The 25345-nt window shown below is 70.0% G+C and carries 24 protein-coding genes and 1 tRNA gene; 5 read left to right on the top strand and 20 right to left on the bottom strand.

All coding sequences use genetic code 11. From position 1 onward, the window contains the following. Window positions 1-22 precede the first annotated feature (22 nt). Window positions 23-877 (top strand): NAD(P)H-binding protein, encoded by an 855-nt coding sequence (locus AC07TY_RS16715; protein WP_494786063.1) that lies wholly within the window; start codon window positions 23-25, stop codon window positions 875-877. Window positions 878-994: 117 nt separating this feature from the next. Here AC07TY_RS16715 and AC07TY_RS16710 read toward each other — a convergent pair whose 3' ends face one another. Both AC07TY_RS16710 and AC07TY_RS16705 read right to left on the bottom strand, forming a co-directional pair. Continuing rightward, window positions 995-1222 (bottom strand): hypothetical protein, encoded by a 228-nt coding sequence (locus AC07TY_RS16710; protein WP_148061183.1) that lies wholly within the window; start codon window positions 1220-1222, stop codon window positions 995-997. Between the two features lie 322 nt (window positions 1223-1544). After that, a complete protein-coding gene (locus AC07TY_RS16705) occupies window positions 1545-2942 on the bottom strand; it encodes an MFS transporter (protein WP_494786062.1) in 1398 nt (465 codons plus the stop codon). Window positions 2943-3110: 168 nt separating this feature from the next. Between AC07TY_RS16705 and AC07TY_RS16700 the strand changes: the two genes are divergently transcribed. Next, window positions 3111-4547, top strand: coding sequence for an LCP family protein (locus tag AC07TY_RS16700; RefSeq protein WP_494786061.1), 1437 nt, complete (start codon window positions 3111-3113; stop codon window positions 4545-4547). A gap of 68 nt (window positions 4548-4615) precedes the next feature. Here AC07TY_RS16700 and AC07TY_RS16695 read toward each other — a convergent pair whose 3' ends face one another. The 12 genes from AC07TY_RS16695 to rplU form a co-directional block, all read right to left on the bottom strand. Further along, window positions 4616-5065, bottom strand: a complete 450-nt coding sequence (locus AC07TY_RS16695; RefSeq protein WP_494786060.1) for a VanZ family protein — start codon at window positions 5063-5065, stop codon at window positions 4616-4618. 223 nt (window positions 5066-5288) lie between these two features. Further along, window positions 5289-5879, bottom strand: coding sequence for a gamma carbonic anhydrase family protein (locus AC07TY_RS16690; protein WP_494786059.1), 591 nt, complete (start codon window positions 5877-5879; stop codon window positions 5289-5291). A 72-nt stretch (window positions 5880-5951) separates the two neighbouring features. Beyond that, window positions 5952-6027: transfer RNA gene (locus AC07TY_RS16685), tRNA-Ala, on the bottom strand. Window positions 6028-6132: 105 nt separating this feature from the next. Then, a complete protein-coding gene (gene rsfS, locus AC07TY_RS16680; protein ID WP_488625883.1) occupies window positions 6133-6525 on the bottom strand; it encodes a ribosome silencing factor in 393 nt (130 codons plus the stop codon). 57 nt (window positions 6526-6582) lie between these two features. Next, window positions 6583-8052 carry a hypothetical protein gene (locus tag AC07TY_RS16675; RefSeq protein ID WP_494786058.1) on the bottom strand — a complete coding sequence of 490 codons (1470 nt, stop codon included), beginning with the start codon at window positions 8050-8052 and terminating at the stop codon, window positions 6583-6585. After that, window positions 8049-8702, bottom strand: coding sequence for a nicotinate-nucleotide adenylyltransferase (gene nadD, locus AC07TY_RS16670; protein ID WP_255410946.1), 654 nt, complete (start codon window positions 8700-8702; stop codon window positions 8049-8051). Before nadD ends, AC07TY_RS16675 begins: the two co-directional genes overlap by 4 nt. 17 nt (window positions 8703-8719) lie before the next feature. Further along, on the bottom strand, window positions 8720-8971 hold the full coding sequence (locus AC07TY_RS16665) for a hypothetical protein (RefSeq protein WP_123506049.1): 252 nt from the start codon (window positions 8969-8971) through the stop codon (window positions 8720-8722). A gap of 38 nt (window positions 8972-9009) precedes the next feature. Continuing rightward, window positions 9010-10308 carry a glutamate-5-semialdehyde dehydrogenase gene (locus AC07TY_RS16660; protein ID WP_494786057.1) on the bottom strand — a complete coding sequence of 433 codons (1299 nt, stop codon included), beginning with the start codon at window positions 10306-10308 and terminating at the stop codon, window positions 9010-9012. Between the two features lie 23 nt (window positions 10309-10331). Then, window positions 10332-11120: a glutamate 5-kinase gene (gene proB / locus AC07TY_RS16655; protein WP_123506509.1), complete on the bottom strand. Its 789-nt coding sequence runs from the start codon at window positions 11118-11120 to the stop codon at window positions 10332-10334. Window positions 11121-11185: 65 nt separating this feature from the next. Then, the gene (gene obgE / locus AC07TY_RS16650; RefSeq protein ID WP_123506051.1) at window positions 11186-12829 is read right to left on the bottom strand and encodes a GTPase ObgE; all 1644 of its coding nucleotides are present in this window, start codon (window positions 12827-12829) and stop codon (window positions 11186-11188) included. 168 nt (window positions 12830-12997) lie between these two features. Further along, window positions 12998-13249, bottom strand: coding sequence for a 50S ribosomal protein L27 (gene rpmA, locus AC07TY_RS16645; RefSeq protein WP_123506052.1), 252 nt, complete (start codon window positions 13247-13249; stop codon window positions 12998-13000). A 15-nt stretch (window positions 13250-13264) separates the two neighbouring features. Further along, window positions 13265-13576: a 50S ribosomal protein L21 gene (gene rplU / locus AC07TY_RS16640; RefSeq protein ID WP_488625879.1), complete on the bottom strand. Its 312-nt coding sequence runs from the start codon at window positions 13574-13576 to the stop codon at window positions 13265-13267. A 126-nt stretch (window positions 13577-13702) separates the two neighbouring features. Here rplU and AC07TY_RS16635 point away from each other — a divergent pair, with 126 nt between their 5' ends. Continuing rightward, window positions 13703-13987, top strand: coding sequence for a DUF4031 domain-containing protein (locus AC07TY_RS16635; RefSeq protein WP_123506053.1), 285 nt, complete (start codon window positions 13703-13705; stop codon window positions 13985-13987). A 42-nt stretch (window positions 13988-14029) separates the two neighbouring features. On the opposite strand, the gene AC07TY_RS16630 is transcribed toward AC07TY_RS16635, so the two are convergent. Beyond that, a complete protein-coding gene (locus AC07TY_RS16630) occupies window positions 14030-14908 on the bottom strand; it encodes a hypothetical protein (RefSeq protein ID WP_494786056.1) in 879 nt (292 codons plus the stop codon). 104 nt (window positions 14909-15012) lie between these two features. Next, the gene (locus AC07TY_RS16625) at window positions 15013-17649 is read right to left on the bottom strand and encodes an Rne/Rng family ribonuclease (protein ID WP_494786055.1); all 2637 of its coding nucleotides are present in this window, start codon (window positions 17647-17649) and stop codon (window positions 15013-15015) included. A 302-nt stretch (window positions 17650-17951) separates the two neighbouring features. Between AC07TY_RS16625 and AC07TY_RS16620 the strand changes: the two genes are divergently transcribed. Together AC07TY_RS16620 and AC07TY_RS16615 are read left to right on the top strand one after the other, a co-directional pair. Then, window positions 17952-18560, top strand: coding sequence for a vitamin K epoxide reductase family protein (locus AC07TY_RS16620; RefSeq protein WP_494786054.1), 609 nt, complete (start codon window positions 17952-17954; stop codon window positions 18558-18560). Window positions 18561-18684: 124 nt separating this feature from the next. After that, a complete protein-coding gene (locus AC07TY_RS16615) occupies window positions 18685-19560 on the top strand; it encodes a DsbA family protein (protein WP_494786053.1) in 876 nt (291 codons plus the stop codon). Between the two features lie 67 nt (window positions 19561-19627). Here AC07TY_RS16615 and ndk read toward each other — a convergent pair whose 3' ends face one another. Genes ndk through ileS form a run of 4 tightly spaced genes read right to left on the bottom strand, consistent with a single transcriptional unit; the run spans window position 19628 to window position 25302 of the window. Next, window positions 19628-20047, bottom strand: coding sequence for a nucleoside-diphosphate kinase (ndk, locus tag AC07TY_RS16610; RefSeq protein WP_123506057.1), 420 nt, complete (start codon window positions 20045-20047; stop codon window positions 19628-19630). 50 nt (window positions 20048-20097) lie between these two features. Then, the gene (locus AC07TY_RS16605; protein WP_494786052.1) at window positions 20098-20556 is read right to left on the bottom strand and encodes a DUF4233 domain-containing protein; all 459 of its coding nucleotides are present in this window, start codon (window positions 20554-20556) and stop codon (window positions 20098-20100) included. Continuing rightward, window positions 20553-22064 (bottom strand): bifunctional folylpolyglutamate synthase/dihydrofolate synthase, encoded by a 1512-nt coding sequence (locus AC07TY_RS16600; RefSeq protein ID WP_494786051.1) that lies wholly within the window; start codon window positions 22062-22064, stop codon window positions 20553-20555. The genes AC07TY_RS16605 and AC07TY_RS16600 overlap by 4 nt, the downstream gene beginning before the upstream one ends. Next, window positions 22057-25302 (bottom strand): isoleucine--tRNA ligase, encoded by a 3246-nt coding sequence (gene ileS / locus AC07TY_RS16595; protein WP_494786050.1) that lies wholly within the window; start codon window positions 25300-25302, stop codon window positions 22057-22059. The genes AC07TY_RS16600 and ileS overlap by 8 nt, the downstream gene beginning before the upstream one ends. Window positions 25303-25345: the final 43 nt, after the last annotated feature.

Genomic DNA, 25345 nt, shown 5'->3' with positions numbered 1-25345 from the left:
CGCCCTTCGAAAGGACTCCCCCATGTCGTACATCGTCACCGCCTCCTCGGGCCACCTCGGCGGCCTCATCGTCGACGCGCTCCTCGCCCGCGGCGCCGCCCCCGACAGCGTCGTCGCCTCCGCGCGCGACACTGCCAAGATCCAGGCATTCGCCGACCGCGGCATCACCACCGCGACCCTCGACTACTCGAAGCCCGAGACCATCGCCAGCGCCATCGGGGCCGGCGACACCGTGATCCTCGTGTCGAGCGACGCCGTGGGCCAGCGGCTCGAGCAGCACTCCGCCGTCGTCGACGCCGCGAACGCCGCCGGCGCCGCGCGCATCATCTACACGAGCGCCCCGAACGCCGACGACACCGCGCTGATCCTGGCGCCCGACCACAAGGCCACCGAGGAGTACATCGCCGCCTCGGGCGTGCCCTTCACGTTCCTGCGCAACGGCTGGTACACCGAGAACTACGCCGGCGAGGTCGGCAAGGGCCGCGACTCGGGAGAGATCACGGCGAGCGTCGGCGAGGGCCGCGTCGCCAGCGCCAGCCGCAAGGACTACGCCGAGGCCGCCGCCGCGGCCGCGCTCGACGAGTCGACGACGGGCAAGACGTACGAGCTCTCGGGCGACTCCGCCTGGAACTGGAACGAGCTCGCCGAGACCATCTCGGGCATCGTCGGCACGCCCGTCGTATACCGCGCGCTGACGCCCGAGGAGCACGCCGCGCAGCTGGCGTCGTTCGGCCTCGACGAGGGCACGGTCGGCTTCGTCGTCGCGCTCGACGGCAACATCCGCGACGGCCTGCTCGAGGCCACCTCGGGCGACCTCAAGGCGCTCATCGGCCGCCCGACGACTCCGCTCGCCGAGGGCCTCGCTGCCGCGCAGTAGCGGCTGACGCAGCAGCCGCTGCGCAGCAGCCGCCCACGCAGCAGCGGCTGACGCAGCAGCCGCCGACGCACGAAGACGCCCCCTGCCTCGCGGCAGGGGGCGTCTTCGCGGTGAGCCCTAAGCGGTCAGAGACAGCGGCTGAAGCCGGCGAGTGATCTGCCGGAACTCGATCTCGGCGTCGAGCGCGTCCATGCGCCCGTCGTCGACGGCCGTCGATACCCGCACGAGGTCCAGCCGTCGTTCGGCCCGCTCGCGCGCCGTGAAGATCGTGTCGGAGTCGATCGCCTTCGCCGCCTCGAGCCGGGCAAGAATGGCGTCCTTGGTCCAGCGGTGTGTCGTGCTCATGTCTTACCCCTTTCGTCGTGCTTCGCGAGTGGTTCCGCAGCGCCTCAGAAGCCTGAATCGTTACGGTGCCGTTATCTGATGTGGTCAGAGTAAGCGCCCGAGTCGACGAAAGGTACGCCCCCGAACGGGTCAGACGGTAAACGTCTCATTACGACGAAGAGTGCGGCGTGTTACGCCGCGGTCCGCGGCAGTCTCCGCTGCTTCTCGTTCGCGCGAGATGGCCGTCCGCGTCGCTGGAGCCGCCCCGAGCTGACGACGAGGGCCATCTCGCCGCCCGGCAGGGCACAGAGCGCGCCGCCGGCCGCAAGGCGCGCGGTCGAGCTCAGCGGCTGGTGAGGCCGCTTCCGGCGGTGGCGGGCAGCCGCCAGGCCGGGACGAGCGAGACGAACAGGATCACGGCGATGACGATCAGGGCGAAGTCGTAGGCGATGACGCTTCCCGCGGGGTCCTGCCCTCCGCCCAGCCAGGCGATCCCGGCCGACACCGCGATCGCCCCGAGCGCGATGCCCGACCCGATCGCGATCTGCGAGATGGTCGAGTCGAGCACGTTCGCGTGCGTCATCTGAGCCTTCTCGACGTCGGCGTAGGTGATCGTGTTGTACGCCGTGAAGCCGACGGAGCGCGCCGCACCCGAGACGACGAGCACGATCACCATGACGACGAACGGCGTATCGGCGCGGAAGAAGGCCATGCCGACGAGGCAGGCCACTCCGACGAGGTGCGCGGCCACGAGCAGTCGGCGGAAGCCGAACGTCTTGAGCATCCACGTCGTCGTGGGCTTCACCGCGAGGTTGCCGGCGAAGAGGAAGAGGATCGCCGAGCCGGCCTGCACCGGGGTCCAGCCGAAGGCGCTCTGGAAGAGCAGCGGCAGCACGAACGGGATGGCGCTGATGACGAACCGGTAGACCGCACCCCCGCCGAGGGCGACGCCGAACGTGTGGATGCGGAGCAGGCGGAGGTCGACGAACGGCTTCGGCGTCGTGAGCAGGTGGCGTATGGCCAGCCCGATCAGGATCGCGCCGGCCGCTCCGAACACGATCGCCTGCAGCACGTCGACCGGGGTGATGGTGAGCAGGGTCGCCGCCCAGACGAGCGCCCCGATGCCGACCGACGACAGCGAGAGGCCGACCCAGTCGGGCGGCGTGGGCTCGATGCCGGTGTCCGCAGCGGCCCCGGTGGGCAGGATCCGGAGCGCGGCGATGAACCCGATGACGCCCAGGGGCACGTTGATCAAAAAGATCCAGTGCCACGACGCGTACGTGGTGAGCAGACCGCCGACGAACGGCGCGAGGATGGGGGCGACCAGTGCAGGCCAGGTCAGCAGCGCCACGGCCCGGATCAGGTCGGCCTTAGCGGTGACGCGCAGCACGGTCATGCGGCCGACCGGCACCATCATGGCGCCGCCGACGCCCTGGACGATGCGCGCGACGACCAGCGCCGGCAGGGCGGTGCTGAGGGCGCAGGCGATCGAGGCGAGGGTGAACAGCGCGATGGCGACCAGCAGGATCCGCCGGCTCCCGAAGCGGTCGGCGAGCCAGCCGCTCACCGGGATCAGCACGGCGACGGTCAGCACGTAGGCGGTGATCGTCACGCCGACGCTCGTCGCATCGACTCCGAGGTCGCGGGCGATGCTCGGGACGGCCGTCGTGACGATGGTCGAGTCGAGGTTCTCCATGAAGAAGCACCCCGCGACGAGCAGCGCCAGGGGTACCTGGCTCACGGATCGCGTCGTCGTCATCTCCTCCAGTATGGCCTTCCCCGCCGCAGGTACCGAACCCCTCGTCCGCGCGGGTGAGATGCGGCGCCCGCAGGCGCGGGCACCCCGGAACGCTCTTCCCGCTCAGCTAGTCTTCGGGTCCGTCACTGCTTTTGATGATTGGGTTCCCGGATGTCCGATTCGCCTCGAACACGCCTCCGCGTCAGGCCGCGCCACGTGATCCGCTGGATCGCGATCGTCGTGGTCCTGCTCCTCGTCGGCACCGTCGCCTACGCCGTGTACAACTACCAGACCTTCGTCGGCGGCGTCACGCACATCGACGCACTGCCCGCCACGACCTCCGTCGCGAAGTCGAGCGGCCAGAACATCCTCCTCGTCGGCGACGACCACCGCCCCGCGAACGCCTCGGCCGAAGAGCTTGCCGAGCTCGGCACGACCGCCGACGGCGGCGGCACCAACACCGACTCGATGCTCGTGCTCCACATCCCGGACGGCGGCGGCCAGGCATCGCTCGTCTCCTTCCCCCGCGACTCGTGGGTGTCGATCCCCGGCTACGGCATGGGCAAGCTCAACGCCGCGTTCGCCTACGGCAGCGCCAAGGGCGGCGCGGCCGGCGGCGCCCAGCTGCTGATCTCGACGATCGAGAACCTCACAGACATGCACATCGACCACTTCGTGCGCATCTCGATGGTCGGCTTCTACGACGTGGCGAAGGCGCTCGGCCCGATCCAGGTCTGCCTCAACAACGCCGTCGACGACCCCTACTCGACGTTCAAGGCGCCGGCCGGCGTCTCCGAGCTCGACGCCAAGCAGACCCTGGCGTTCGTCCGCCAGCGGCACGGCCTCCCGAACGGCGACATCGACCGCGAGGCCCGCCAGCGCTACTTCCTCAGCGCCGAGGCCCACAACTTCCTCTCGGCGTCGACCCTCCTCAACCCCGGCAGGCTGAAGAAGTCGCTGAAGGCGGTCAGCGGCGCGATCCAGACCGACCCCGACCTCAACTGGATCACCCTCGGGCTGCAGCTGAAGAACCTCGCCGGCGGTAACCTGAAGTCGACGACCATTCCGATCACGGGCACGCCGACGATCTACTACAACGGCACCGCGGTCTCGATCGTGCAGGTCGACACCGACAAGATGGCGTCGTTCGTCGCCTCGCTCGACGAGAAGACCACGGCGACGACGAAGGCTGCGGCCGCCCCCACGACGGTCAAGCCCTCCCAGGTCACCGTCCAGGTGCTCAACGGCGGCGGAGTCGCCGGTGCCGCCGCGACCGCCACGTCGTCGCTCACGTCGGCCGGTTTCACCGTCATGACGCCGGGCACCGTCTCGACGCGAAGCGCCACCACGATCCAGTACCCGGCGTCGATGACCGCGGAGGCGAAGACGCTCGCGAAGTACGTCCCGGGCGCCACTCTCGAGGCGGTGACCGGCGTCTCGAACGTCACCCTCGTGCTCGGCACCGACGGAGCGACCGCCAGCTCGAAGGCGTCGTCCGGCTCGTCATCGGCGGGGTCGGCGGGCTCGGGTTCGGGCGCAGGAACGAGCGGCTCCTCGACGAAGACGACCGTGGCGGCCGCGGCCACCACCCTCGCCTGCATCAACTGACGCGGCGCGCCGACGGGGTGCTCGCCGGGGCGAGGGCCCGCGGGAGCGTGCAGGGTGGCGCAACCGGGTCAGGCCCGCATGCCCTTCGAGGTGCGACGCCGTCGATCGCGCGCCGTGCGGAGAACCCAGACGACCGCTCCGCCCAGCAGCGCGCCCGCCGTGTTCGTCGCGAGGTCGCCAACCGAGGCGAGCCGCGCGGGCAGGAAGATCGCCTGCCCGCTCTCGACGACGAGCGACAGGGTGAGCCCGATGACGCCCGAGACCCACCAGAGCGGTCGCATGGCGACGGACGCGACGAGAGCGCCGAACGGCAGGAACATCACCACGTTCGCGACGCTCTGCAGGAGGTCGTAGTCGACGAAGGCCGGGACCCCGTCGGCGTGCCAGCGGCGGAACAGCGCCGAGAGCGCTCCGTCGGCGCCGGCGTCGACGCGCGTCGGCCAGAACGTGACGGCGAGGATCGCGATCAGGACGACGAGCACAGCGACCCACTCGATCGTGCGCAGCCGTCTGTCCATCGCTCGACGGTAGCGGATCGGCGCGGTGCTGAGCTCCGCGCCTGCCCTGGACACCACGATTGGGACTCCACACCGCCACCGCCCCGCGGCTGCCTCCCCCGGCCCACGATCGGGACTCGGCACTAGTTCTTTTCTTGGTGCCGAGTCCCGATCGTGGTGCGGCGCTTCGGCCGGGTCGGCGGAGCTCCGATCGTGGTGCGGACCTCCTCCTGGCGGGGGCGGGTCAGTCGCCGACGACCTCGTCGACGCGGTGGGCGCCGTAGAACTCGGACTGGCGGAGCATGATGTCGGCCATGTCGGTTCCGCCGCCGTAGACGGTGCCAACGAAGTCGAGGCCCTTCTGGATGGCCCAGATCTCGTCGTGGCGGTCAGGCGGCAGGATCGTCGCCGGACTCCCGACGGCGACCCAGCCGATCGGCACGACGACGCCGGGCTCGATGGTCGTGTTGACTTGGACGACGCCGTGGATCCTCACCTCGGCGCCGGCCCCGATGCGACTGCCCGGGAAGAGCGCCGCACCCGTCGCGATGAACGCCCCGTCGGCGACATCGCTGCCATTGACGTGGGCGTTCGGCCCCACCATCACGGACGACCCGATGCGCGCCGGATACCCCGCGCGGCCGCGGACGACGGCGTTCTCCATCACGACGGTGTTCTCGCCGATGTCGACTCGGCCGTCTTCGGCGCTGAGCACTGCTCCGGGCAGGATGCGCGCGCCGGCTGCCACGTGGACGGCGCCCACGAGGGTGGCTGCGGGCGACACGACAGCGTCGGCATGGACAGTGGGCTCGGCGTCGCGGTGGCGGATCAGCACGGCCTCACCGTAGCAAGAGCCTCTCGGCTACAGCGAAAATGGCCCCTCCCGAAGGGAGAGGCCATTCTCGTCTGGTGGATCTGAGGGGACTCGAACCCCTGACCCCCTGCATGCCATGCAGGTGCGCTACCAGCTGCGCCACAGACCCAGACAGTGCCGCTCGAGGAGGTTTCCCTGCCGAAGCAACCCTGCAAGATTACTACAGATTTCGACGACTCATGACCACCGTCACTCGAGACCGCCGACTGACGATTCAGCCCTCGTGAGCCGAGGACTCCTGCAGCTCGCGCGACACGTCGAGGGCGATGGCGGGGCAGTCGCTCCAGAGGCGCTCGAGCGAGTAGAACTGGCGGTCTTCCTCATGGAAGACGTGCACGACGATGTCGCCGAAATCGAGGAGGATCCAGCGCCCCTCGGAACGGCCCTCACGGCGGAGCGGCTTGACGCCGGCCTCGATCATCTTGTCTTCGATCTCGCCGGCGATGGCGACGACGTTGCGCTCATTGCGCCCGGAGGCGAGCAGGAAGATGTCGGTGAGGGCGAGCGGCTCGGACACGTCGAGGGCGACGAGATCCTCGGCCTGCTTCGAGTCGGCGGCGCGGGCGGCGAGCTGGACCAGCTCGATGGCACGGGAAGTGGCGGTCACGGATTCCTTTGGGAACGGAGAAATGGGGTGCGCCCGGATGGGGCAGCGAGAGTGGTGCTACAGAACGCCGGTGACGAAACCGGCGACGACCAGACCCACGATAACAACAACTACGACTCCAACACAGATGGTGGCGATCATTGGGAGTCGGCTGGGTTTCGGCTGAGAAGTCAGAACCACGGCCCGCGTCGACGTGTTCGCGCTCACAGCGCGGCTCGCCCGGACCGGGGTGGCGTCGGACTCCGGCTGCTCCCGGTCGCCCTCCTCGAGCATCCGGTCGATGTCGGCGCCGTCGATCCGCTGCGCGGAGTGCGAGCCGGTGGCTGCCAGACTGCGGGGCAGGTCGATCGAGCCGGTGATGATGACCTCACCGGTCGCGTTGAGCGCGCCTGTGACATCGAGCAGACGGTCGTCGCCGATGACGACGGCGTTGTGCTGGCCGGTCGCACCGCTGAAGTGGCTGCCGACGCTCGAGTGCTCGTCGTCGTCGCGCTCGGCCTGCGTCGACCAGTGGCCGGTCGGCGGCACGTAGCCGCTCGGCTCGGGCACCGATGCCGGGATGCGGGACGCCGCGGGCTGCTGGGAGGGCTCGGGCGTCGACGAGATCGGCACCTCGACAGCCGCAGGGGGCTGCGCTGCCGAGGAAGCCGCGGTCTCGGCGGGCGCGGGTGCCGCAGCAGAGGGCGCAGGAACTCGCGCGGCCTCCGCCGGGGCCGGCGCGTCGAGCGACGCCGGCGCCGCGCCGCCCGAGAGCTGGAACGGGAACACGGTCGGCGTCGACGTCGGCGGCGGGGTCGCCGCCGCGAGGGTGCTCTCGGCGTCGGGCTCGGCCGTCGCACCACCGCGTCGGCGGATTCCGCCCGTCGTGGCGAAGTCAGCGTCGTCGACGGGCGCGGCGACGGGAGCGTCGACCGTTCGCCCGGCCGAGCGTGGTGTCGGAGTCGGCTGCGCGCCGGGGTGCGTGACCTCGTCGACGCTGGCCGGGGCGGCGGCGGACGGCACCGGGGGCTGGACCGGCACGCTCTGCACGGGCACCGATCGGACCGGCACCGGCTGAACCGGCACGGACTGCTGCCGAGGGGCCTCGGGGGCCGAGGCGCGGGGCGCCTCGCGCGGCGGGACGATCGGGGCCGGCGTTCCGTCCTCGATGTCGGCCGCGTAGCTGAGGGCATCGGAGAGGTTGCGGCCGGGCTGGGAGGCGGCCGACGACGGCTGGGGTGCGCGGAGCGGCACGGGCGCGGCATCGACGGGCTCGGCCGCCTGGCGCTGGGCGCGGAGCTCGCGGCGGGTGAGCCCGCCGGGTCCGACGATCGACCCGGGTGCCGGCGTCATCGCAGACGAGGGGGCAGGCTGCTGCTGCGGAGCCTGCTGGACGGGTGTCGGCGCCGTGACCGGAACGGAGGACGGCTTGGGCGAGCCGGACTCGGCCGAGATGCTCTCGGTGATCGCGGCGCCGGCCTCTCTCGCCCGTTCGAGGTCTCGCACCTGCCGCCTGGTGAGTGGTGGCTGGCCGTTGGTCGAACTCATTCAGTCTCCGATACGGATTCGGTCGCGACCGGGTCAGTGCTCGGTTCAGGTGATGCGGCTCGGTACAGGTGGTGCTTCGAGATGTACTGAACGACTCCGTCGGGGACCAGGTACCAGACAGGGGAACCACGGCCGACGCGGCTGCGACAGTCGGTGGACGAGATCGCCAGTGCGGGAACTTCGAGCAAGCTTACTTCGCTCTCTGGGAGTCCGCTGACGGAGAGGTCATGACCCGGCCGGGAGACGGCCACGAAGTGGGCGAGTTCCCAGAGTTCGGAGACGTCCTTCCAGTCGAGGATCTGCGCGACGGCGTCGGCACCGGTGATGAAGAACAGGTCGTCGTCGGGGTGGACGGCGCGCATGTCGCGGAGGGTGTCGATCGTGAAGGTCGTGCCCTCGCGGTCGATGTCGACGCGGCTGACCGTGAAGCGTGGGTTGGACGCTGTCGCGATGACCGTCATCAGGTAGCGGTGCTCGCCGGCGGTGACCGTGTGCTTCATCCACGGCTGACCGGTGGGGACGAAGACGACCTCGTCGAGATCGAACTCGGTGGCGACCTCGCTGGCCGCGACCAGGTGGCCGTTGTGGATGGGGTCGAACGTGCCGCCCATCACGCCGATGCGACGCTTACCGCCTCCAGGCGTGGCCACTGATCTGCAGGCCCGGCTCAGTGCTTGTCGGCGTGGCCGAACTCGTCGAGCGGGGTGTACTCGTTGCCGGTGCCGGCGTCGGAGTGAGCGTCGGCGGAAGTGCCCGTCGCGGAGTTCTTGTTGGCGATGTTGCGGTAGCTGAAGACGACGACGCCGAGCACGAAGAAGATGGCGCCGAACGTCAGAGCGATCACGGGCGCGGGGGCGAAGACGGGCGCGAGGGCCTCTTCGGCTGCCACGAGGCTGGTGGTCAGGGCCGTGATCATCATTCACTTCTCCAATTCAGTGCGGTGCAACAGGGGCAAGTCTAACCGCGGACCTGACCGGCTCCGCGCACGACCCACTTGCTGCTGGTCAGCTCGGGCAGGCCCATCGGCCCGCGGGCGTGCAGCTTCTGCGTCGAGATGCCGACCTCGGCGCCGAAGCCGAACTCGCCGCCGTCGGTGAAGCGGGTCGACGCGTTGACCATCACCACCGCCGAGTCGACCTCGGCGAGGAACCTCTCGGTGTTGCGGAGGTCGTTGGTGATGATCGACTCGGTGTGGTGCGTCGAGTAGCGCGCGATATGGTCCATGGCCGCGTCGAGGCCGTCGACCACGCGGACGGACAGGTCGAGCGACATGTACTCGGTCGCCCAGTCGTCGTCGGTCGCGGGCACTGCGTCGGCGAAGAGAGCGCGCGTGCGCTCGTCTCCGTGGATGGTCACGCCGGCATCGCGCAGGTCGGAGAGCACCTGCGGCAGCAGCCGCGCGGCCGCGGCCTCGTGCACGAGAAGGGTCTCGAGCGCGTTGCAGACGCTGGGGCGCTGCACCTTGGCGTTGTGAACGATGTCGACGGCCCATTGGGCGTCGGCCGACTCGTCCAGGAAGACGTGGACCACTCCGGCGCCGGTCTCGATGACGGGCACCTTCGACTCGGCGACGACGGTCTCGATGAGCTGGGCGCTGCCGCGCGGGATGAGGACGTCGACATAGCCGCGGGCGCGCATCAGCTCGGTCGCGCCGGCCCGGCCGAGCTCGTCGATGGTCTGGACCGACTGGCGGGGCAGTCCCGCCGACTCGAGGGCGTCCTGGATGACGTCGACGAGGACGCGATTGGTCTGCTCGGCGGCGCTGCCGCCGCGGAGGACGACGGCGTTGCCGCTCTTGAGGGCGAGCGACGCGATGTCGATCGTCACGTTGGGGCGCGCCTCGTAGATGGCGCCGACGACTCCGAAGGGCACGCGCACCTGGGTGAGCTGCAGGCCGTTCGGGAGGATCTTGCCACGCAGGGCCTCGCCGACGGGGTCGACGAGGGTGGCGATCAGCTCGGTGGCCTGGGCCAGTGCCTCGAGGCGCTTCTCGTCGAGCCGGAGCCGGTCTTGCAGCCCCTGGCTCATGCCGGTGTCGCGACCGCGAGCGATGTCGAGGTCGTTCGCAGCGATGATGCGGGGCGCCTGCCCACGGACGGCCGCGGCGATGGCGGCGAGCCCTCGGTTCTTCACGTCGGCCGTGGCTGTCGACAGCGTCCGGGCGGCGCCTCGGGCCGCCTCCAGGGTGGCGACCAGCGCGGGGTTCAGCGTCGACGAGGCGTCAGTGACCGGTGCGGAGGCTTCGGAGAGCGACATGAGCAGATCTTACTGCCGGGGGTCTATCCCCGCAGAGCGGACCGGGCGTCGAACCAGGTGCCGACGGCGGCACCGCGCAGGGCCTCCCGCACGAGCGGAGTGGACGTCACGAGCACGGGGATGCCCGCCTCGGTGGCCAGGCGCGCGGCAGCGACCTTGGTGCCGGCTCCCCCGGTTCCGACCCCGGCCGCTCCGGCCGAGCCGAAGGTGACGCCGGCGAGCTCGTCTCCGTGCGCGACGTCGACGATCCTGATGGCGCCGGCCTCGTGGGGCGGCTTCGTGTAGAGAGCGTCGACGTCCGAGAGCAGCACGAGCAGGTCGGCTTCGACGAGCGTCGACACGAGCGCGGCGAGGCGGTCGTTGTCGCCGAAGCGGATCTCATGCGTCGCGACGGTGTCGTTCTCGTTGACGATCGGGAGGATGCGCAGCTTGAGGAGCCGCTCCATGGCGCGCTGGGCGTTCGAGCGGTGCGTCGGGTTGTCGATGTCGCTCGCGGTCAGGAGCACCTGGCCGGCCACGATCGAGAACCGCCGCAGGCTCTCCTGGTAGCGGTAGATCAGGATGTTCTGGCCGACGGCCGCCGCCGCCTGCTGCGTGGCGAGGTCGGTCGGCCGCGAGTCGAGCCGCAGGTAGGGCATTCCAGTCGCGATCGCACCGGACGACACGAGGATCACCTCGGCGCCGCGGCCGTAGGCCTCGGCCAGGGCCTCGACCAGGGGGCCGATCTGGTCGGCGTTCTCACCGCTGATCGACGACGACCCGACCTTCACGACGACGCGACGGGCCCGCGGGATGTCACCACGCGTCCGGATCGGGCCGTGGCCGATCTCCGCGGATGCGGCGGCAGGCCTCGAGGTCTCGGCGTCGGTGCTGCTGGTCACGCTCGACCGTCGTCCTCTCGACCGGAGGTCGCGTCGACCGTGTCGTCGGCGGCGTCCGCGGACCCGTCGGCCGCGTCGACGGACTCGTCGTCGAACCCCTCCTCGCCGTGGCGGATGGCCGGGTCGACCTCGAAGCCGTCGTCGTCGGTCCAGAGCCCCGCGGCGCGCTCGCGCATCAGCTCCGCGCGGGCGTCGGCCTTCGCGTCCATGCGGGCGAAGTACTCCTCGCGGCGCTCGTTACGGGTCTGGCGCGACGACTGGTGGAGGCGGGGATCGGTCCCGCGGGCTGCGGTCATCAGCTCGGCGGTCGACGTGAGCGTGGGCTCCCAGTCGAAGACGATGCCGCCGGCGCCGCCGATGACGACGGTCGAACCGGCCACGGCGCCGGCCTTGAACAGACGGTCCTCGACGCCGAGCTTGTTGAGGCGGTCGGCCAGGAAGCCCACGGCCTCCTCGTTGTTGAAGTCGGTCTGCATGACCCAGCGCTCGGGCTTGATGCCGCGGATGCGGTAGATGTTGCCGTACGAGCCGCCCTCGACGATGACCTCGAACTTCGACTCGTTGACCGCCCTGGGGCGGATGACTATGCGGGGGCGGGCCAGCTGCTCGGCGGCGCGTGCGGCGCGGTCGGCTTCGACGACCTCGGCCAGCGCGAACGACAGCTCGCGGAGTCCTTCGCGTGACACCGCGGAGATCTCGAAGACCCGGTAGCCCTGGCCCTCGAGATCGGCGCGGACGAAGTCGGCCAGCTCGCGGGCCTCGGGCACGTCGATCTTGTTCAGCACGACCATCTGGGCGCGCTCGAGAAGCGGTAGCTGCCCGGCGGGGACCTCGTAGGCGGCCAGCTCGCGCTTCAGGGTCTCGAGGTCGGTGAGCGGGTCGCGGCCGGGCTCGAGCGTGGCGCAGTCGAGCACGTGCAGCAGCGCCGAGCACCGCTCGACATGGCGCAGGAACTCGAGTCCGAGCCCCTTGCCCTCGCTCGCTCCCTCGATCAGGCCGGGGACGTCGGCGATCGTGTAGCGGGTGGCCGCCGACTCGACGACGCCGAGGTTCGGGTGCAGCGTGGTGAAGGGGTAGTCGGCGATCTTCGGCTTCGCGGCGCTCATGGCCGCCACGAGGCTCGACTTGCCGGCCGACGGGTAGCCGACGAGCGCGACGTCGGCGACGACCTTGAGCTCGAGCTGGACGTCGCCGCCCCAGCCGGGCGTCCCGAGGAGCGCGAAGCCGGGGGCCTTGCGCTTGGTCGACGAGAGGGCCGCGTTGCCGAGACCGCCGATGCCGCCCTCGGCCACGACGTAGCGGAGCCCCGCCTCGTTCATGTCGATGAGCTCGTTGCCGTCTTCGTCGGTCACGACGGTTCCGACCGGCACCTCGAGTTCGAGCTCTTCGCCGTTGTTGCCGGCCCGGTGGTCGCCCATGCCGGGGCCGCCGTTGGCGCTCGACCGGTGCGGGTTGCGGTGGAAGCCGAGCAGAGTGGTGACGTCGTTGGTCGAGACGAGGACGATATCGCCGCCGTGCCCGCCGGTGCCGCCGTCGGGGCCGGCCAGCGGCTTGAACTTCTCGCGCTTGACCGACACGCAGCCGTTCCCGCCGTTGCCCGCCTTGAGGTGGAGCGACACGTGGTCGACGAATGTGGCCATGGGGAGGTTTCTCAGTCTGTTGGAGTGATGCGAAAAGCAGAAGGATGGGCGAGCGAACACGCTGCCCATCCGTCTGCGGGTGCTGGCGCGTGGACCCGGCTTGCGACGCCGGTCGACCGGAGCCTGTCGAAGGTCCGGCGCCGCATGCCGCGTCCGCGCGTCAGCGCGCTAGAGCGCAGTGATGTTGACGACCTTGCGGCCGCCCTTGGCGCCGAACTCGACGCTGCCTGCGGCGAGGGCGAAGAGGGTGTCGTCGCCGCCGCGGCCGACGTTCACGCCGGGGTGGAAGTGGGTGCCGCGCTGGCGGACGAGGATCTCGCCGGCCGAGACGACCTGGCCGCCGAAGCGCTTGACGCCGAGGCGCTGCGCGTTCGAGTCGCGGCCGTTACGGGTGGATGATGCGCCCTTTTTGTGTGCCATGAGTCAGCTCCTCGACTAGTTGGTGGTGATCTTGGTGATCTTGACGCGGGTCAGGTCGGCACGGAAGCCCATGCGACGCTTGTAGCCGGTCTTGTTCCTGTAGTTCTGGATCACGATCTTCGGGCCGCGGAGGTCGTTCAGGACCTCGCCCTCGACGGTGACCGTGCCGAGCTGGTCGCCCGAGAGGATGGTGTCGCCGTCGACGTGCAGGACGGGGACGAACGAGACGGTGTCGGACTCGGCGGCCTTGAGACGGTCGACGGTCAGAATCGTTCCGACCTCGACCTTCTCCTGACGGCCGCCGGCGCGCACGATTGCGAAAGCCATGGGTACTCCAAAGATGGGGGTGATGCCCGAAAGAGCGGGCTGGGGGCGGCGCCGCGAGCGCACACCAAAGATCTAGGCTACCGGCCCCCGTCAGGGCAGTCAAACGACTGAGGGTACGATGCCCGGGTGACCATCCTGATCGACCAGCCGATGTGGCCTGCCCACGGCACCCTGTGGTCGCACATCGTGAGCGACGCCTCGTACGACGAGCTGCACTCCTTCGCGCTCGCTCACGGCATCCCGCGGCGAGCCTTCGACCACGACCACTACGACGTCCCGGCCGACCGCTACGACGAGCTCGTCACCGCCGGCGCGACCGCGGTCGGCGGCAAGGAGCTCGCTGTGCGCCTGCAGGCGAGCGGCCTCCGCGTGCCGCAGTGGCGCAAACGGCAGCTCGGCCGAGCTCGCTAGACGCCTCGCGAGCCGCGAGCATCCGCGCTCTACGGTCAGCGGTCAGCGCTCTTCGGGCGGCGCGAACCTCGACAGGTCGGGGGCGGGGTGCGCCGAGGGCGCGGGCGCGTCGACCGGGGCCTCGTCGAGCGAGGGCGCGGCGAAGAGGGGCACCGCGACGGGCGCGGCCGCGGCCGACGCCGAGCCGGGCACGGGCGCAGGAACTCCGACCCCGGCCGCGGGTGCCCCGACGGTCTGCTCGTCGGGCAGTCCGGCGGCGGGCTCGGCCTCGGCCGCGAGTTCCTGCGCCCGCTCTCCCTCGAGGCTCTGCGCGTCGAGGGCTCGCTCGTCGAGGGCCTGCTGGTCGCGGGCCTGCTCGTCGAGGCGCCCGCCCCACAGCCACGCGAGGACCGCTCCCCCGGCGAGCACGGCGGTGAGCTCGAGGCCCGACGACAGCGGCACGAACACGGAGTCGAGGACGACGGTCGAGGCGGTCCCCTCCGGCAGCGACGTCGCCAGGCCGACGACGGCGAGGACGACCGTGCCGCACCCTCCGGCTGCGACTGCGCGCACGAGCACGAGCGGGAGGCGGGCGGGGCGCGCGAACGGGTAGACGAAGGTCGCCGCGAGGAAGACGGCGATGTAGAACGGGAGGGGATCCAGGACGACTGCACCGAGGAAGAGCCCGATCGGCGACTCCTCGAAGCCGCTGGCGTAGTACGACGGCTGGTACTGGACGGCGTTGCCGATGAGGTCGACGAAGGCCACGAGGAACCGCACCACGATCAGGACGCCCACGGCGACAGCCGCGGCCACGACGGTCTCTGCCGTGGCACCCCACTGCCGCACCCCCGGGCCGGACGGTGCACGCCGGCGCGCCCACGACCCGCGCGGACCGGTCGGCGCATGCGGAGCCCTGTGCTCGTCGTCGCTGTAGCTCACGCCTGTACTATCCCACCCCTGAACCGCTGAGGGGTCGCTCCCTGTCGTGCCAAGTGGGCCTGGCAGACAACGAGCGACCCCTCAGCGGCCTGGGTGGGGCCAGCTCAGATCAAGCCGTCGCCGTCGGCAGGAGCCGAGACGGTGCCGGAGCTCGAGGCGCGGCGCGAGCGGCTGCGGCCCTGGCCGGGCTGCTTCGGCTCGGGCAGCGCGCCCAGCACGGAGTCCAGGATCTGCTCGGCGTCGTGCGTCGAGATGCGGCGCGGGGCGCGCTCGACCTTGGCCAGCGGGATGTCGAGGATCGCGACCGTGGCGGCCTCGGGCTGGACGACCGTGGCCTGCGAACGACGCGAACCCGTGCTCGTGGGCTCGGGGGCGACGTCGGCCACCGGGGTCTCGGGCTGAGCGGCCTTTGCCTCGGCGACCTTGTCGACCGGGGCGGACGCCGCGACGGGGAGGTCGATGACGGCCGGGGCCTCGACGGCGGCATCGGACTCGGGGGCCTGACCGCCTGCGGAGGCACGACGACCACGACCACGGCGCGAGCGGCCCGAGCCGGCGGAGGGAGCCTCGTCGGCCTCGGCCGCCGGAGCCTCGTTCACGGGCGCCTCGGCGACGATCGCGTCGATTGCGGCCTCGACGGCGGCTGCCGCCTCGGACACGCTCGTCGGAGCCTCGTCACCGTGCGGGACGGTCGAGGCGGCGATCTTGGCGAGGGCGTTCTTCACGTCGTCGGTGATGGCGTGGATGGTGCCGGTGGCCGGGTGAGCCTCCGAGCCGCCGCGGTTCTGCGGGCCCTTCGAGCCGGACGCGCTGCCGTTCGAGGCCTTGGCCCGACGACGCTCCTGCGAGCGCTGGCGGTTCTGCTGCTGCTGCTCCTGCGCCTGCTGGCGGTCGACGCCGATCTCCTGGAACGACTCCATGAGGCCGAGGCCGAGCTTCTTGCGCGTCATCTGCACGAGGCCGAGCGAGGTGACCTCGGCGACCTGGTGCTTGGTGCGGTCGCGGCTCAGGCACTCGATGAGGCGGCGGAGCACGAGGTCGCGGTTCGACTCGAGCACCATGTCGATGAAGTCGACGACGATGATGCCGCCGATGTCGCGGAGGCGGAGCTGGCGGACCAGCTCCTCGGCCGCCTCGATGTTGTTCTTGGTGACGGTCTCTTCGAGGTTGCCACCCGACCCGACGAACTTGCCGGTGTTGACGTCGACGACGGTCATGGCCTCGGTGCGGTCGATGACGAGGGATCCGCCCGAGGGCAGCCAGACCTTGCGGTCGAGCGCCTTGTCGATCTGCTCGTTGAGCCGGTACTCGTCGAACGAGTCCTTGTCGCCCTCGTACGCCTTGACGCGGTCGAGGAGGTCGGGCGCGACGGCCGTCAGGTAGGTCTCGATGGTCTCGCGCGCCTCGTCGCCGTCGATGACGAGCTCGTGGAAGTCCTCGTTGAAGACGTCGCGGACGATCTTGATCAGCAGGTCGGGCTCGGAGTGCAGGAGGTTCGGGGCGTTCCCGGCCTCGACCTTCTTCGAGATGTCGGCCCACTGGTTCAGGAGGCGCTTGACGTCGAGCGTCAGCTGCTCTTCGGTCGCGCCCTCGGCGGCTGTGCGCACGATGACGCCCGTGTTCTCGGGCAGGGCCTCCTTGAGAATCTTCTTGAGGCGGGCGCGCTCGGTGTCGGGCAGCTTGCGGCTGATGCCGTTCATCGAGCCGTTCGGCACGTAGACGAGGAAGCGCCCCGGCAGCGAGATCTGGCTCGTGAGACGGGCGCCCTTGTGGCCCACCGGGTCTTTGGTCACCTGCACGAGCACTCGGTCGCCGGGCTTGAGCGCGAGCTCGATGCGGCGGGGCTGGTTGCCGTGCTCGACGTTGTCCCAGTCGACCTCGCCCGAGTACAGGACGGCGTTGCGGCCCCGCCCGATGTCGACGAAGGCGGCCTCCATGCTCGGCAGGACGTTCTGCACACGGCCGAGGTAGACGTTGCCGATGAGCGAGACGTTCTGCGACTTGGCGACGTAGTGCTCCGCGAGGATGCCGTCCTCGAGCACGCCGATCTGGATGCTGTCGCCCTGCGAGCGGACGACCATCTTGCGGTCGACGCTCTCGCGGCGGGCGAGGAACTCGGCCTCCGTCACGACCGGACGGCGGCGGCCGGCGTCGCGGCCGTCGCGACGGCGCTGCTTCTTGGCCTCGAGGCGGGTGGAGCCCTTGACACGCTGCGGCTCGGTGATGAGCTCGGGCTCGGGGCGCTCGCGCGGCTCCCGGCCGGCCCGCGAGCGGGTGCGGCTGGAGGTGACCTCGTCGGAGCCGTCGCCGGCCCCGCCGGTGCGGCCCCGCGAGCGACGGCGCGGGCCGCCCTGCTCGTAGTCGTCGTCCGGCTCGGGAAGCGCCGGCAGGGGCGAGATCTCGGGAGCATGGAAGAAGAGGCTCGTCGTGGTGAGCGGCGCCTCGAAGGGCGACGTCGAGGCCGGCGTCGAGACCGCCGGGACGACGGGCGACGAGTCGGCCTCGTCGCGCTCGATGGTCTCGGTGTCGATGAGGTGCTCGGGCGTCTGCGCGCCGTCGGTGTCGGTAGTCACTGCGGTTGCCTCCTGGGGCACGTGTGGAGCCGCGGCCGGGGCCGTGGCGGCCTCCAGGGCAGCGAATGATTCGGAAGCGGGCTGCGCGGGCGGCTGGGCCTGGCGCGACCGGAAGCCGGCGAACAAGCGGCTCCGCTTCTTGGGTGTGTTCTCTTTTTTGTCCACCATCGGTGGTGCAACTCCTCGCCCCGGGTCGCCTTCTCTAGTGCCGAAGGCGCCTTCGGGAATTCGTGTGCGCAGCGTCTGTGCGATGTCGATCGACCCCTGGTCGATGCGAGTCGCTCCCCTGCGAAATCTCGTCTGTCACGCGAGCCGCTCGGCCCGGTGGAAATCTGTGTGTCACTTCAGTACCGACTGCCACCGTTATCGGCGCCACGGTCGGAAACCTTCCCGGCTCTCACCCTGGGACTGTCCCGATTATCGCACGGAAGGCCTCCGGAGGCAGATTCGGCGCATGTCATAATCCCAGGGTGTCGTCACCAAGCCCTGCCCGCGTCCGTGTTCTGGCCCCGATCCTGCTGATCGTGGCCGGGCTGATCGGCTTCTTCGGCTCGTTCAAGCTGGTGGTCGAGAAGTACGAGCTGCTCGAGCACCCGAACCAGGCCCTCGGCTGCGACATCAACCCCTTCGTGTCGTGCTCGACGGTCATCGACTCGACGGTCTCGCACCTCTTCGGGTTCCCGAATCCGATCATCGGCGTCGCCGGCTTCATGATTCCGATCACCCTCGGCGCCGCGATGCTGGCCGGCGCGACGTTCTCGCGCTGGTTCTGGAACGCTGCGAACGTCGGCTTCTTCCTGGCCTGGGCGTTCATCACGTTCCTGTTCACGCAGACCGTGTTCGTCATCGGCGCTCTGTGCCCCTGGTGCATGCTCGTCTGGTCGACGACCATCCCGCTGTTCTGGATCTTCACGGTCTGGAACCTCGCGAACGGCCGGATCACGAAGAACCAGCGTGTCCGGACCGCGATGCGCGCGTTCCTGCCGTTCTCCTGGGTGATCCCGCTGGTCAACTACGCGGTCATCGCGATCATCATCATCACGCACTTCCCGACGCTGCTCACGGTGCTCTTCTCCTAGTCGACATCGGCACTGAGGCTTTTGCCAGCGAATCCATCACCCGTCACCGTAGGGTCCTGCCCGAGCCGGCTCCGGGCTACGCTCGTTGCTGGACAGCCGACGAATTCCGCAGATCTGAGGACCAATGACCCCGCCCCCTGAAAACGGACCCACGAAGCGCGACCGCCGCGAAGACGCCCGCGAGAAGGCCCGCGTCGCCCGCGAGGCGGCCGCCCGCAAGCGCCGACGCAACCGCATCTTCCTCGGAGGCGGCATCGGCCTGGGCGTGGTCGCCCTCGCGGTCATCGTGACGCTCGTCATCATGAACTCGATCACGCCGGCCGGCCCCGGCCCCAAGAACATGGCCTCCGGCGGCATCCTTCTGCAGGGCGACGCCAAGACCAGCGAGATCTCCGCGGTCACGACGAAGGCCGTCGCCGCCGGCGCATCCACCACGGCGACCGACCAGTCGAAGCTCAAAGACACAGTGAACATCACGGTGTACCTCGACTACCAGTGCCCGTACTGCAACCAGTTCGAGACGGCCAACGAGTCGCAGATCAAAACCTGGCTCCAGAAGGGCGCCATCACCTACGAGGTCCACCCGATCTCGATCCTCGACGCCTCCTCGCTCGGCAACAGGTACGCGACCCGCGCGGCCAACGCCGCCATGTGCGTCGCCAACTACCAGCCCGACAAGTTCCTGGACGTCAACACGGCGCTCTACGCGAACCAGCCTGCGGAGCAGACGAAGGGCATGTCCGATACGAAGCTCAAGAGCATCATCAGCAAGGCCGGGGCGACAGCCTCGGGTATCTCGTCGTGCATCACCGATGAGTCGTTCAAGTCGTTCGTCAGTCAGCAGACGACAGACGCCCTGAGCAAGAAGCTGCCGAACTCGTCGATCGCGAAGCTCACCGGCACCCCGACGGTCATCGTCAACGGCGCCCAGTACTCGGGTTCACTCACCGACGCCTCGACGTTCTCCTCGTTCGTCGCCAGTCAGGCCTCGACGAACTGAGTCGGGTGAAGCACGAGAAGGCCCCGCACCTCCGAGGAGGTGCGGGGCCTTCTGCCGAGCGGGTGGCCTACGTGAACCAGAGGCCGAGCTCGCGCGTGGCCGACTCGACCGAGTCGCTGCCGTGCACGAGGTTCTGCTGCACCTTGAGGCCCCAGTCGCGGCCCAGGTCGCCGCGGATGGTGCCGGGCGCGGCCGTCGTCGGGTCGGTGGCGCCGGCGAGCGAGCGGAATCCGGCGATGACGCCGTTGCCCTCGATGCGGAGGGCGACGATCGGACCCGACTCCATGAACTCGACGAGCGGCTCGTAGAACGGCTTGCCGACGTGCTCCTCGTAGTGCGCGGCGAGGAGCTCGCGATCGGCTTCGACGAGCTTGATGTCGACGAGGCCGTAGCCCTTCGCCTCGATGCGGCGGAGGATCTCGCCGGTCAGGTTGCGGGCTACTCCGTCGGGCTTGACGAGGACCAGGGTTTCTTCGAGATCGGACACGGTGGCTCCTTTGTGAGGGGTCGGATTTGCGGTGGGTCGGCCGGAGAGGGTCAGGCCTGGTAGGTGCGCGGGTCGATGCCGGGGTGCTCGGCCATCCACTGACGCAGGGCCGCGTTGCGGCGGTCGATCGTGATGCCCTTGTAGAGGCAGAAGATCCAGATGGCGATGAAGATCGCCGCGACGACCCACATCAGCACGACGAGCAGGCCCGTGAGGGCGAGCAGCACCTGCAGCACGCAGCCGACCACGACGCCGGCGCGGTAGCGCAAGGTGGCCGCGGTCACGATCATGAGCGCGAAGAATGCCAGACCACCGCCGATGGCGACGGACCAGGGCAGGATCCCGGCACCGCCGACGTTCAGCACGACGAAGAACAGCACGCACGCCTCGAGCACCAGCATGATCGAGAGGAGGCTCTCGGTCAGCGAGCGGTCGCGACGAGCACGGGGAGTCCGGCCGCGCGGGCTGCCCGGCGGAGTGGACTGCGGCTCGCTGGTCACGGTGCTCACTTCTCTCGCTCTTCTGCCGTCAGGGCGATGACCTCGCCCACCAGCGTGATGGAGCCGGTCACGACCACGCCGCCCTTCTCCGACTCGTCGGCGAGATCACGGGCGATCGAGAGCGCCGAGACGACGTTGGTCTCGACCGTGACCCGGTCGGGCCCCACGATACCGACTGCGACCTGGGCGAGGTCGTCGGCATCGATGGCGCGATCGGAGTCGGTCTGCGTGATGACGAACTGCTCGACGACGGGCGCGAGCGCGCGGATGATCCCGGCGGCGTCCTTAGCGGCCAGCACGGCGAGCACGGCGACGACCCGGTCGAAGTCGAAGAACTCCCCCAGTGCCTGCGCCAGCGAGTGCGCCCCGTGCGGGTTGTGGGCCGCGTCGACGAGGATCGTCGGCGACGTGGCGAGGATCTGCAGGCGGCCCGGCGAGGTCGCATCGGCGAGGCCCGCGGCGAGGATCTCGGCATCGAGCGGCTGGCTGCCGCTGCCGAGGAACGACTCGACGGCGGCGATGGCGACGGCCGCGTTCTGCGCCTGGTGGCGTCCGAACAGCGGCAGCGGAACGTCGTCGTAGCGGCCGGCGATGCCCTGCACCGAGATGACCTGACCGCCGACGGCTACCGCCGATGACAGCACCTCGAATCCGGCACCCTCCGACGCGAAGGTCGACTCGGTGAGCTCGGCGGCACGCTGCAGCTCGGCGAGGGCCTCGGGCACCTGGGCCGCCGAGACGACGTTCGCCGCGGGCTTGATGATGCCCGACTTGGTCCGGGCGATCTCGAGCACGGTGGAGCCGAGCCGCTTGGTGTGGTCGAGCGCGATCGGCGTGAACACCGCGACCTGGCCGTCGGCGACGTTGGTGCTGTCCCACTCGCCCCCCATGCCGACCTCGAGCACGACGACGTCGACAGGCGCGTCGGCGAACGACGCGAACGCGAGCACGGTGAGCGCCTCGAAGAAGGTGAGGGGCTCTTCGGCCGCGGCCGTGAGCTCGGTGTCGACCATGAGGAGGTAGGGCTGGATGTCGGCCCAGTTAGCCGCGAGGGCCGCGTCGCTGATCGACTCCCCGTCGATGACGATGCGCTCGTTGACCCGCACGAGGTGAGGCGACGTCATGAGGCCGGTGCGGAGACCGTAGGCGCGGAGGATGCTCTCGATCATGCGGCTGGTCGAGGTCTTGCCGTTCGTCCCGGTGATGTGGATCACCGGGTAGCTGCGCTGCGGGTCGCCGAGCAGCTCGACGGCACGGCGGGTGGCGTCGAGGCGCGGCTGCGGCGCGTTCTCGCCGACGCGGGCCAGGAGCTCCTCGTAGACGAGGCGCGCGGCCGCGGCGTCCTCGGACTCGTCGACGGGCACCTCGTCGGCGCGGTCGTCGTGGTCGCGCTCGTCGTCGTCGCCCATGTCGGCGAAGTCGCCGAAGTCGTCGCGCGTGCCGAAGACGTCGGGCAGCGAGCCCGGGTCGACGGTCTCGTCGTCGTCGTGGTCGAAACGGCCGGGGGTGTCACTCATGGCGGGAGACCTTCACAGTCACTGCAGAATCGGAGCCCACCGGGACGGCGTCGGAGGCCGTGTCGGAGGAGGAGATGTCGAGCAGGTCGACCTCGAGGCCGAGCGTCAGCGTCTCGCGCATGATCAGCTCGCGGTGGGCCTCGACGGCGGCCTCGGCCTGGGCGTCGACGCCGAGGGTGAGGCGGATGCGATCGCTCACGTCGAGGCCGGCGCTCTTACGGGCGGCCTGGACGGCGCGGATCACGTCGCGCGCGAGGCCCTCGGCCTCGAGCTCGGGGGTGGTCTGCGTGTCGAGCAGCACGAAGCCGCCGTCGCCGACGAAGGCGATCGCCCGCGTCGGGTCGCCGACGGTGAGCTCGAGCGAGAACTCGCCGGGGAGCAGCTCGATGCCTCCCACGACGACGTTCTCGCCGGCGGCGCTCCAGTCGCCCTTCTTGGCGGCCGGGATGACCTGCTGCACCTGCTTGCCGATGCGCGGGCCGGCGGCGCGCGCGTTGACGGTGAGCTTGCGGGTCACGCCATAGGCCCCGAGCGACTCCTCGCTCAGGCGGTCGAGCACGACGGCCTTGACGTTGAGCTCGTCGCGCAGGATCGCCGCGTACGGCTCGAGCGCGTCGGGGTCGTGCGTCACGACGGTGATCGCGCTCAGGGGAAGGCGCACGCGGAGGCCGGTCGCCTTGCGAAGGGCGAGGCCCGACGAGGCGATGGCGCGGACGCCGTCCATGGCGGCGGCGAGTGCGCGTTCCTGCGGGAAGAGCTCGGCGTCGGGCCAGTCGGTCAGGTGCACGCTCCGCCCGCCCGTGAGCCCCTGCCAGACCTCCTCGGTCACGAGCGGAGCCAGAGGCGCGGCGACCCGGGTGACGGTCTCGAGCACCGTGTACAGGGTGTCGAAGGCGTCTCGGTCGTCGCCCGACCAGAAGCGGTCGCGCGAGCGGCGGACGTACCAGTTGGTCAGCACGTCGGCGAAGTCGCGCAGCTTGGCCGTGGCGAGCGGGGAGTCGAGCGCCTCGAGGTCGGCGGCGACGTCGACGATCAGGTCGTGCGTCTTGGCGAGCAGGTAGCGGTCGAGCACGTCGGTCGAATCGGTGCGCCAGGTCGGCTCGTGGCCCTTCGAGTACAGCGTGAAGAAGTAGTACGTCGACCACAGGGGCAGCAGGAACTGCCGTACGCCCTCGCGGATTCCCTCTTCGGTGACGACGAGATTGCCGCCGCGGATGACGCTCGACGACATCAGGAACCAGCGCATCGCGTCGGCTCCGTCGCGGTCGAACACCTCGTTGACGTTCGGGTAGTTGCGGAGGCTCTTCGACATCTTCTGACCGTCCGAGCCGAGCACGATGCCGTGGCTGATGACGTTCGAGAACGCCGGGCGGTCGAACAGGCCCGTCGAGAGCGCGTGCATGACGTAGAACCAGCCGCGGGTCTGGCCGATGTACTCGACGATGAAGTCGGCGGGGTTGTGGCTGTCGAACCACTCCTGGTTCTCGAACGGGTAGTGCACCTGCGCGAACGGCATCGAGCCGGAGTCGAACCAGACGTCGAAGACGTCGTCGATCCGGCGCATGGTCGAGCGCCCGGTCGGGTCGTCCGGGTTCGGGCGGGTGAGGTCGTCGATGAACGGCCGGTGCAGGTCGGGCTCGCCCTCGGCGTTCAGCGGCAGGCGCCCGAAGTCGCGCTCGAGGTCGGCGAGCGAGCCGTAGACGTCGACGCGCGGGTACTCGGGGTCGTCACTGCGCCAGACCGGGATCGGCGAGCCCCAGTAGCGGTTGCGCGACACCGACCAGTCGCGGGCGTTCTCGACCCACTTGCCGAACTGGCCGTGCTTGACGTTCTCGGGAACCCAGGTGATCTGCTCGCCCAGGTCGACCATGCGGTCGCGGTAGTCGGTGACGCGCACGAACCACGACGAGACGGCCTTGTAGATCAGCGGATTGCGGCAGCGCCAGCAGTGCGGGTAGCTGTGCTCGTAGCTGGCCTGGCGCAGCAGGCGCCCCTCGGCCTTCAGCTGCTGCGTGAGCGGCTTGTTGGCGTCGAAAACCTGCAGGCCTGCCACGTCGCCGAACATCGGCAGGAATCGGCCCCCGTCGTCGACCGAGATCAGCACGGGGATGCTCGCGGCCGCGCAGACCAGCTGGTCGTCCTCGCCGTAGGCGGGCGCCTGGTGCACGATTCCGGTGCCCTCGCCGGTGGCGACGTACTCGGCGACGAGGATCTGCCACGCGTTCTCGGTGCCCCACTTCTCGGTGTCGGCGTAGAAGTCCCACAGGCGGTCGTAGCGCACGCCCTCGAGCTCCGCACCCGGCAGCGTCCGCGTCACAGCGGCCAGGGCGTCGTCCGCCGAGTCGTAGCCCAGGTCTCTCGCATACGCGGCGACCGTGTCGGTCGCGAGCAGGAACTGGCTGACCCCGTCTTCCGATCCGTCCGACGCGCCGTTCGGCCCCGACGGCATCACGGCGTACTCGATGGCGGGGCCCACGGCGAGCGCCAGGTTGGTCGGCAGCGTCCACGGGGTCGTCGTCCAGGCGAGCGCCTTCACTCCGGTGAGCCCGAGGGCCTCCGCCTTCGCGCCGTCGAGCGGGAAGGTGACGGTGACCGTCTGGTCTTGGCGCATCTTGTAGACGTCGTCGTCCATGCGCAGCTCGTGATTCGACAGCGGGGTCTCGTCGTGCCAGCAGTACGGCAGCACTCGGAAGCCCTCATAGGCCAGGCCCTTGTCGTAGAGCGTCTTGAAGGCCCAGAGCACGCTCTCCATGAAGGTGACGTCGAGGGTCTTGTAGTCGTTCTCGAAGTCGACCCAGCGCGCCTGGCGGGTGACGTACTCCTGCCACTCCCCCGTGTACTCGAGCACGCTCCTGCGGGCGGCGGCGTTGAACTCGGCGACGCCCATGTCGTCGATCTCGTGCTTCTCGGTGATGCCGAGCTGGCGCATCGCCTCGAGCTCGGCGGGGAGTCCGTGGGTGTCCCAGCCGAAGCGGCGGTGAACCTGCTTGCCGCGCATGGTCTGGAATCGCGGGAAGACGTCTTTGGCGTAGCCGGTCAGCAGGTGGCCGTAGTGCGGCAGGCCGTTGGCGAAGGGCGGGCCGTCGTAGAAGACCCACTCGTCGGCACCCTGGCGCTGGTCGATGGACGCCTGGAAGGTGTCGTCGCCCTTCCAGAACGCGAGGATGCCCTGCTCGATGGCGGGGAAGCTCGGCGATGCCGGGACGGTTCGCGCGGGGACGTTCTTACGGTCGGCCATGGTCAACTCCAGTGCAGATGCGTGGTTCTTGCTTCTCGCACGA

The organism is Frondihabitans sp. GW821-FHT04F02, from assembly GCF_059420045.1.
This window is presented reverse-complemented; position numbering and strand designations above follow the sequence as displayed.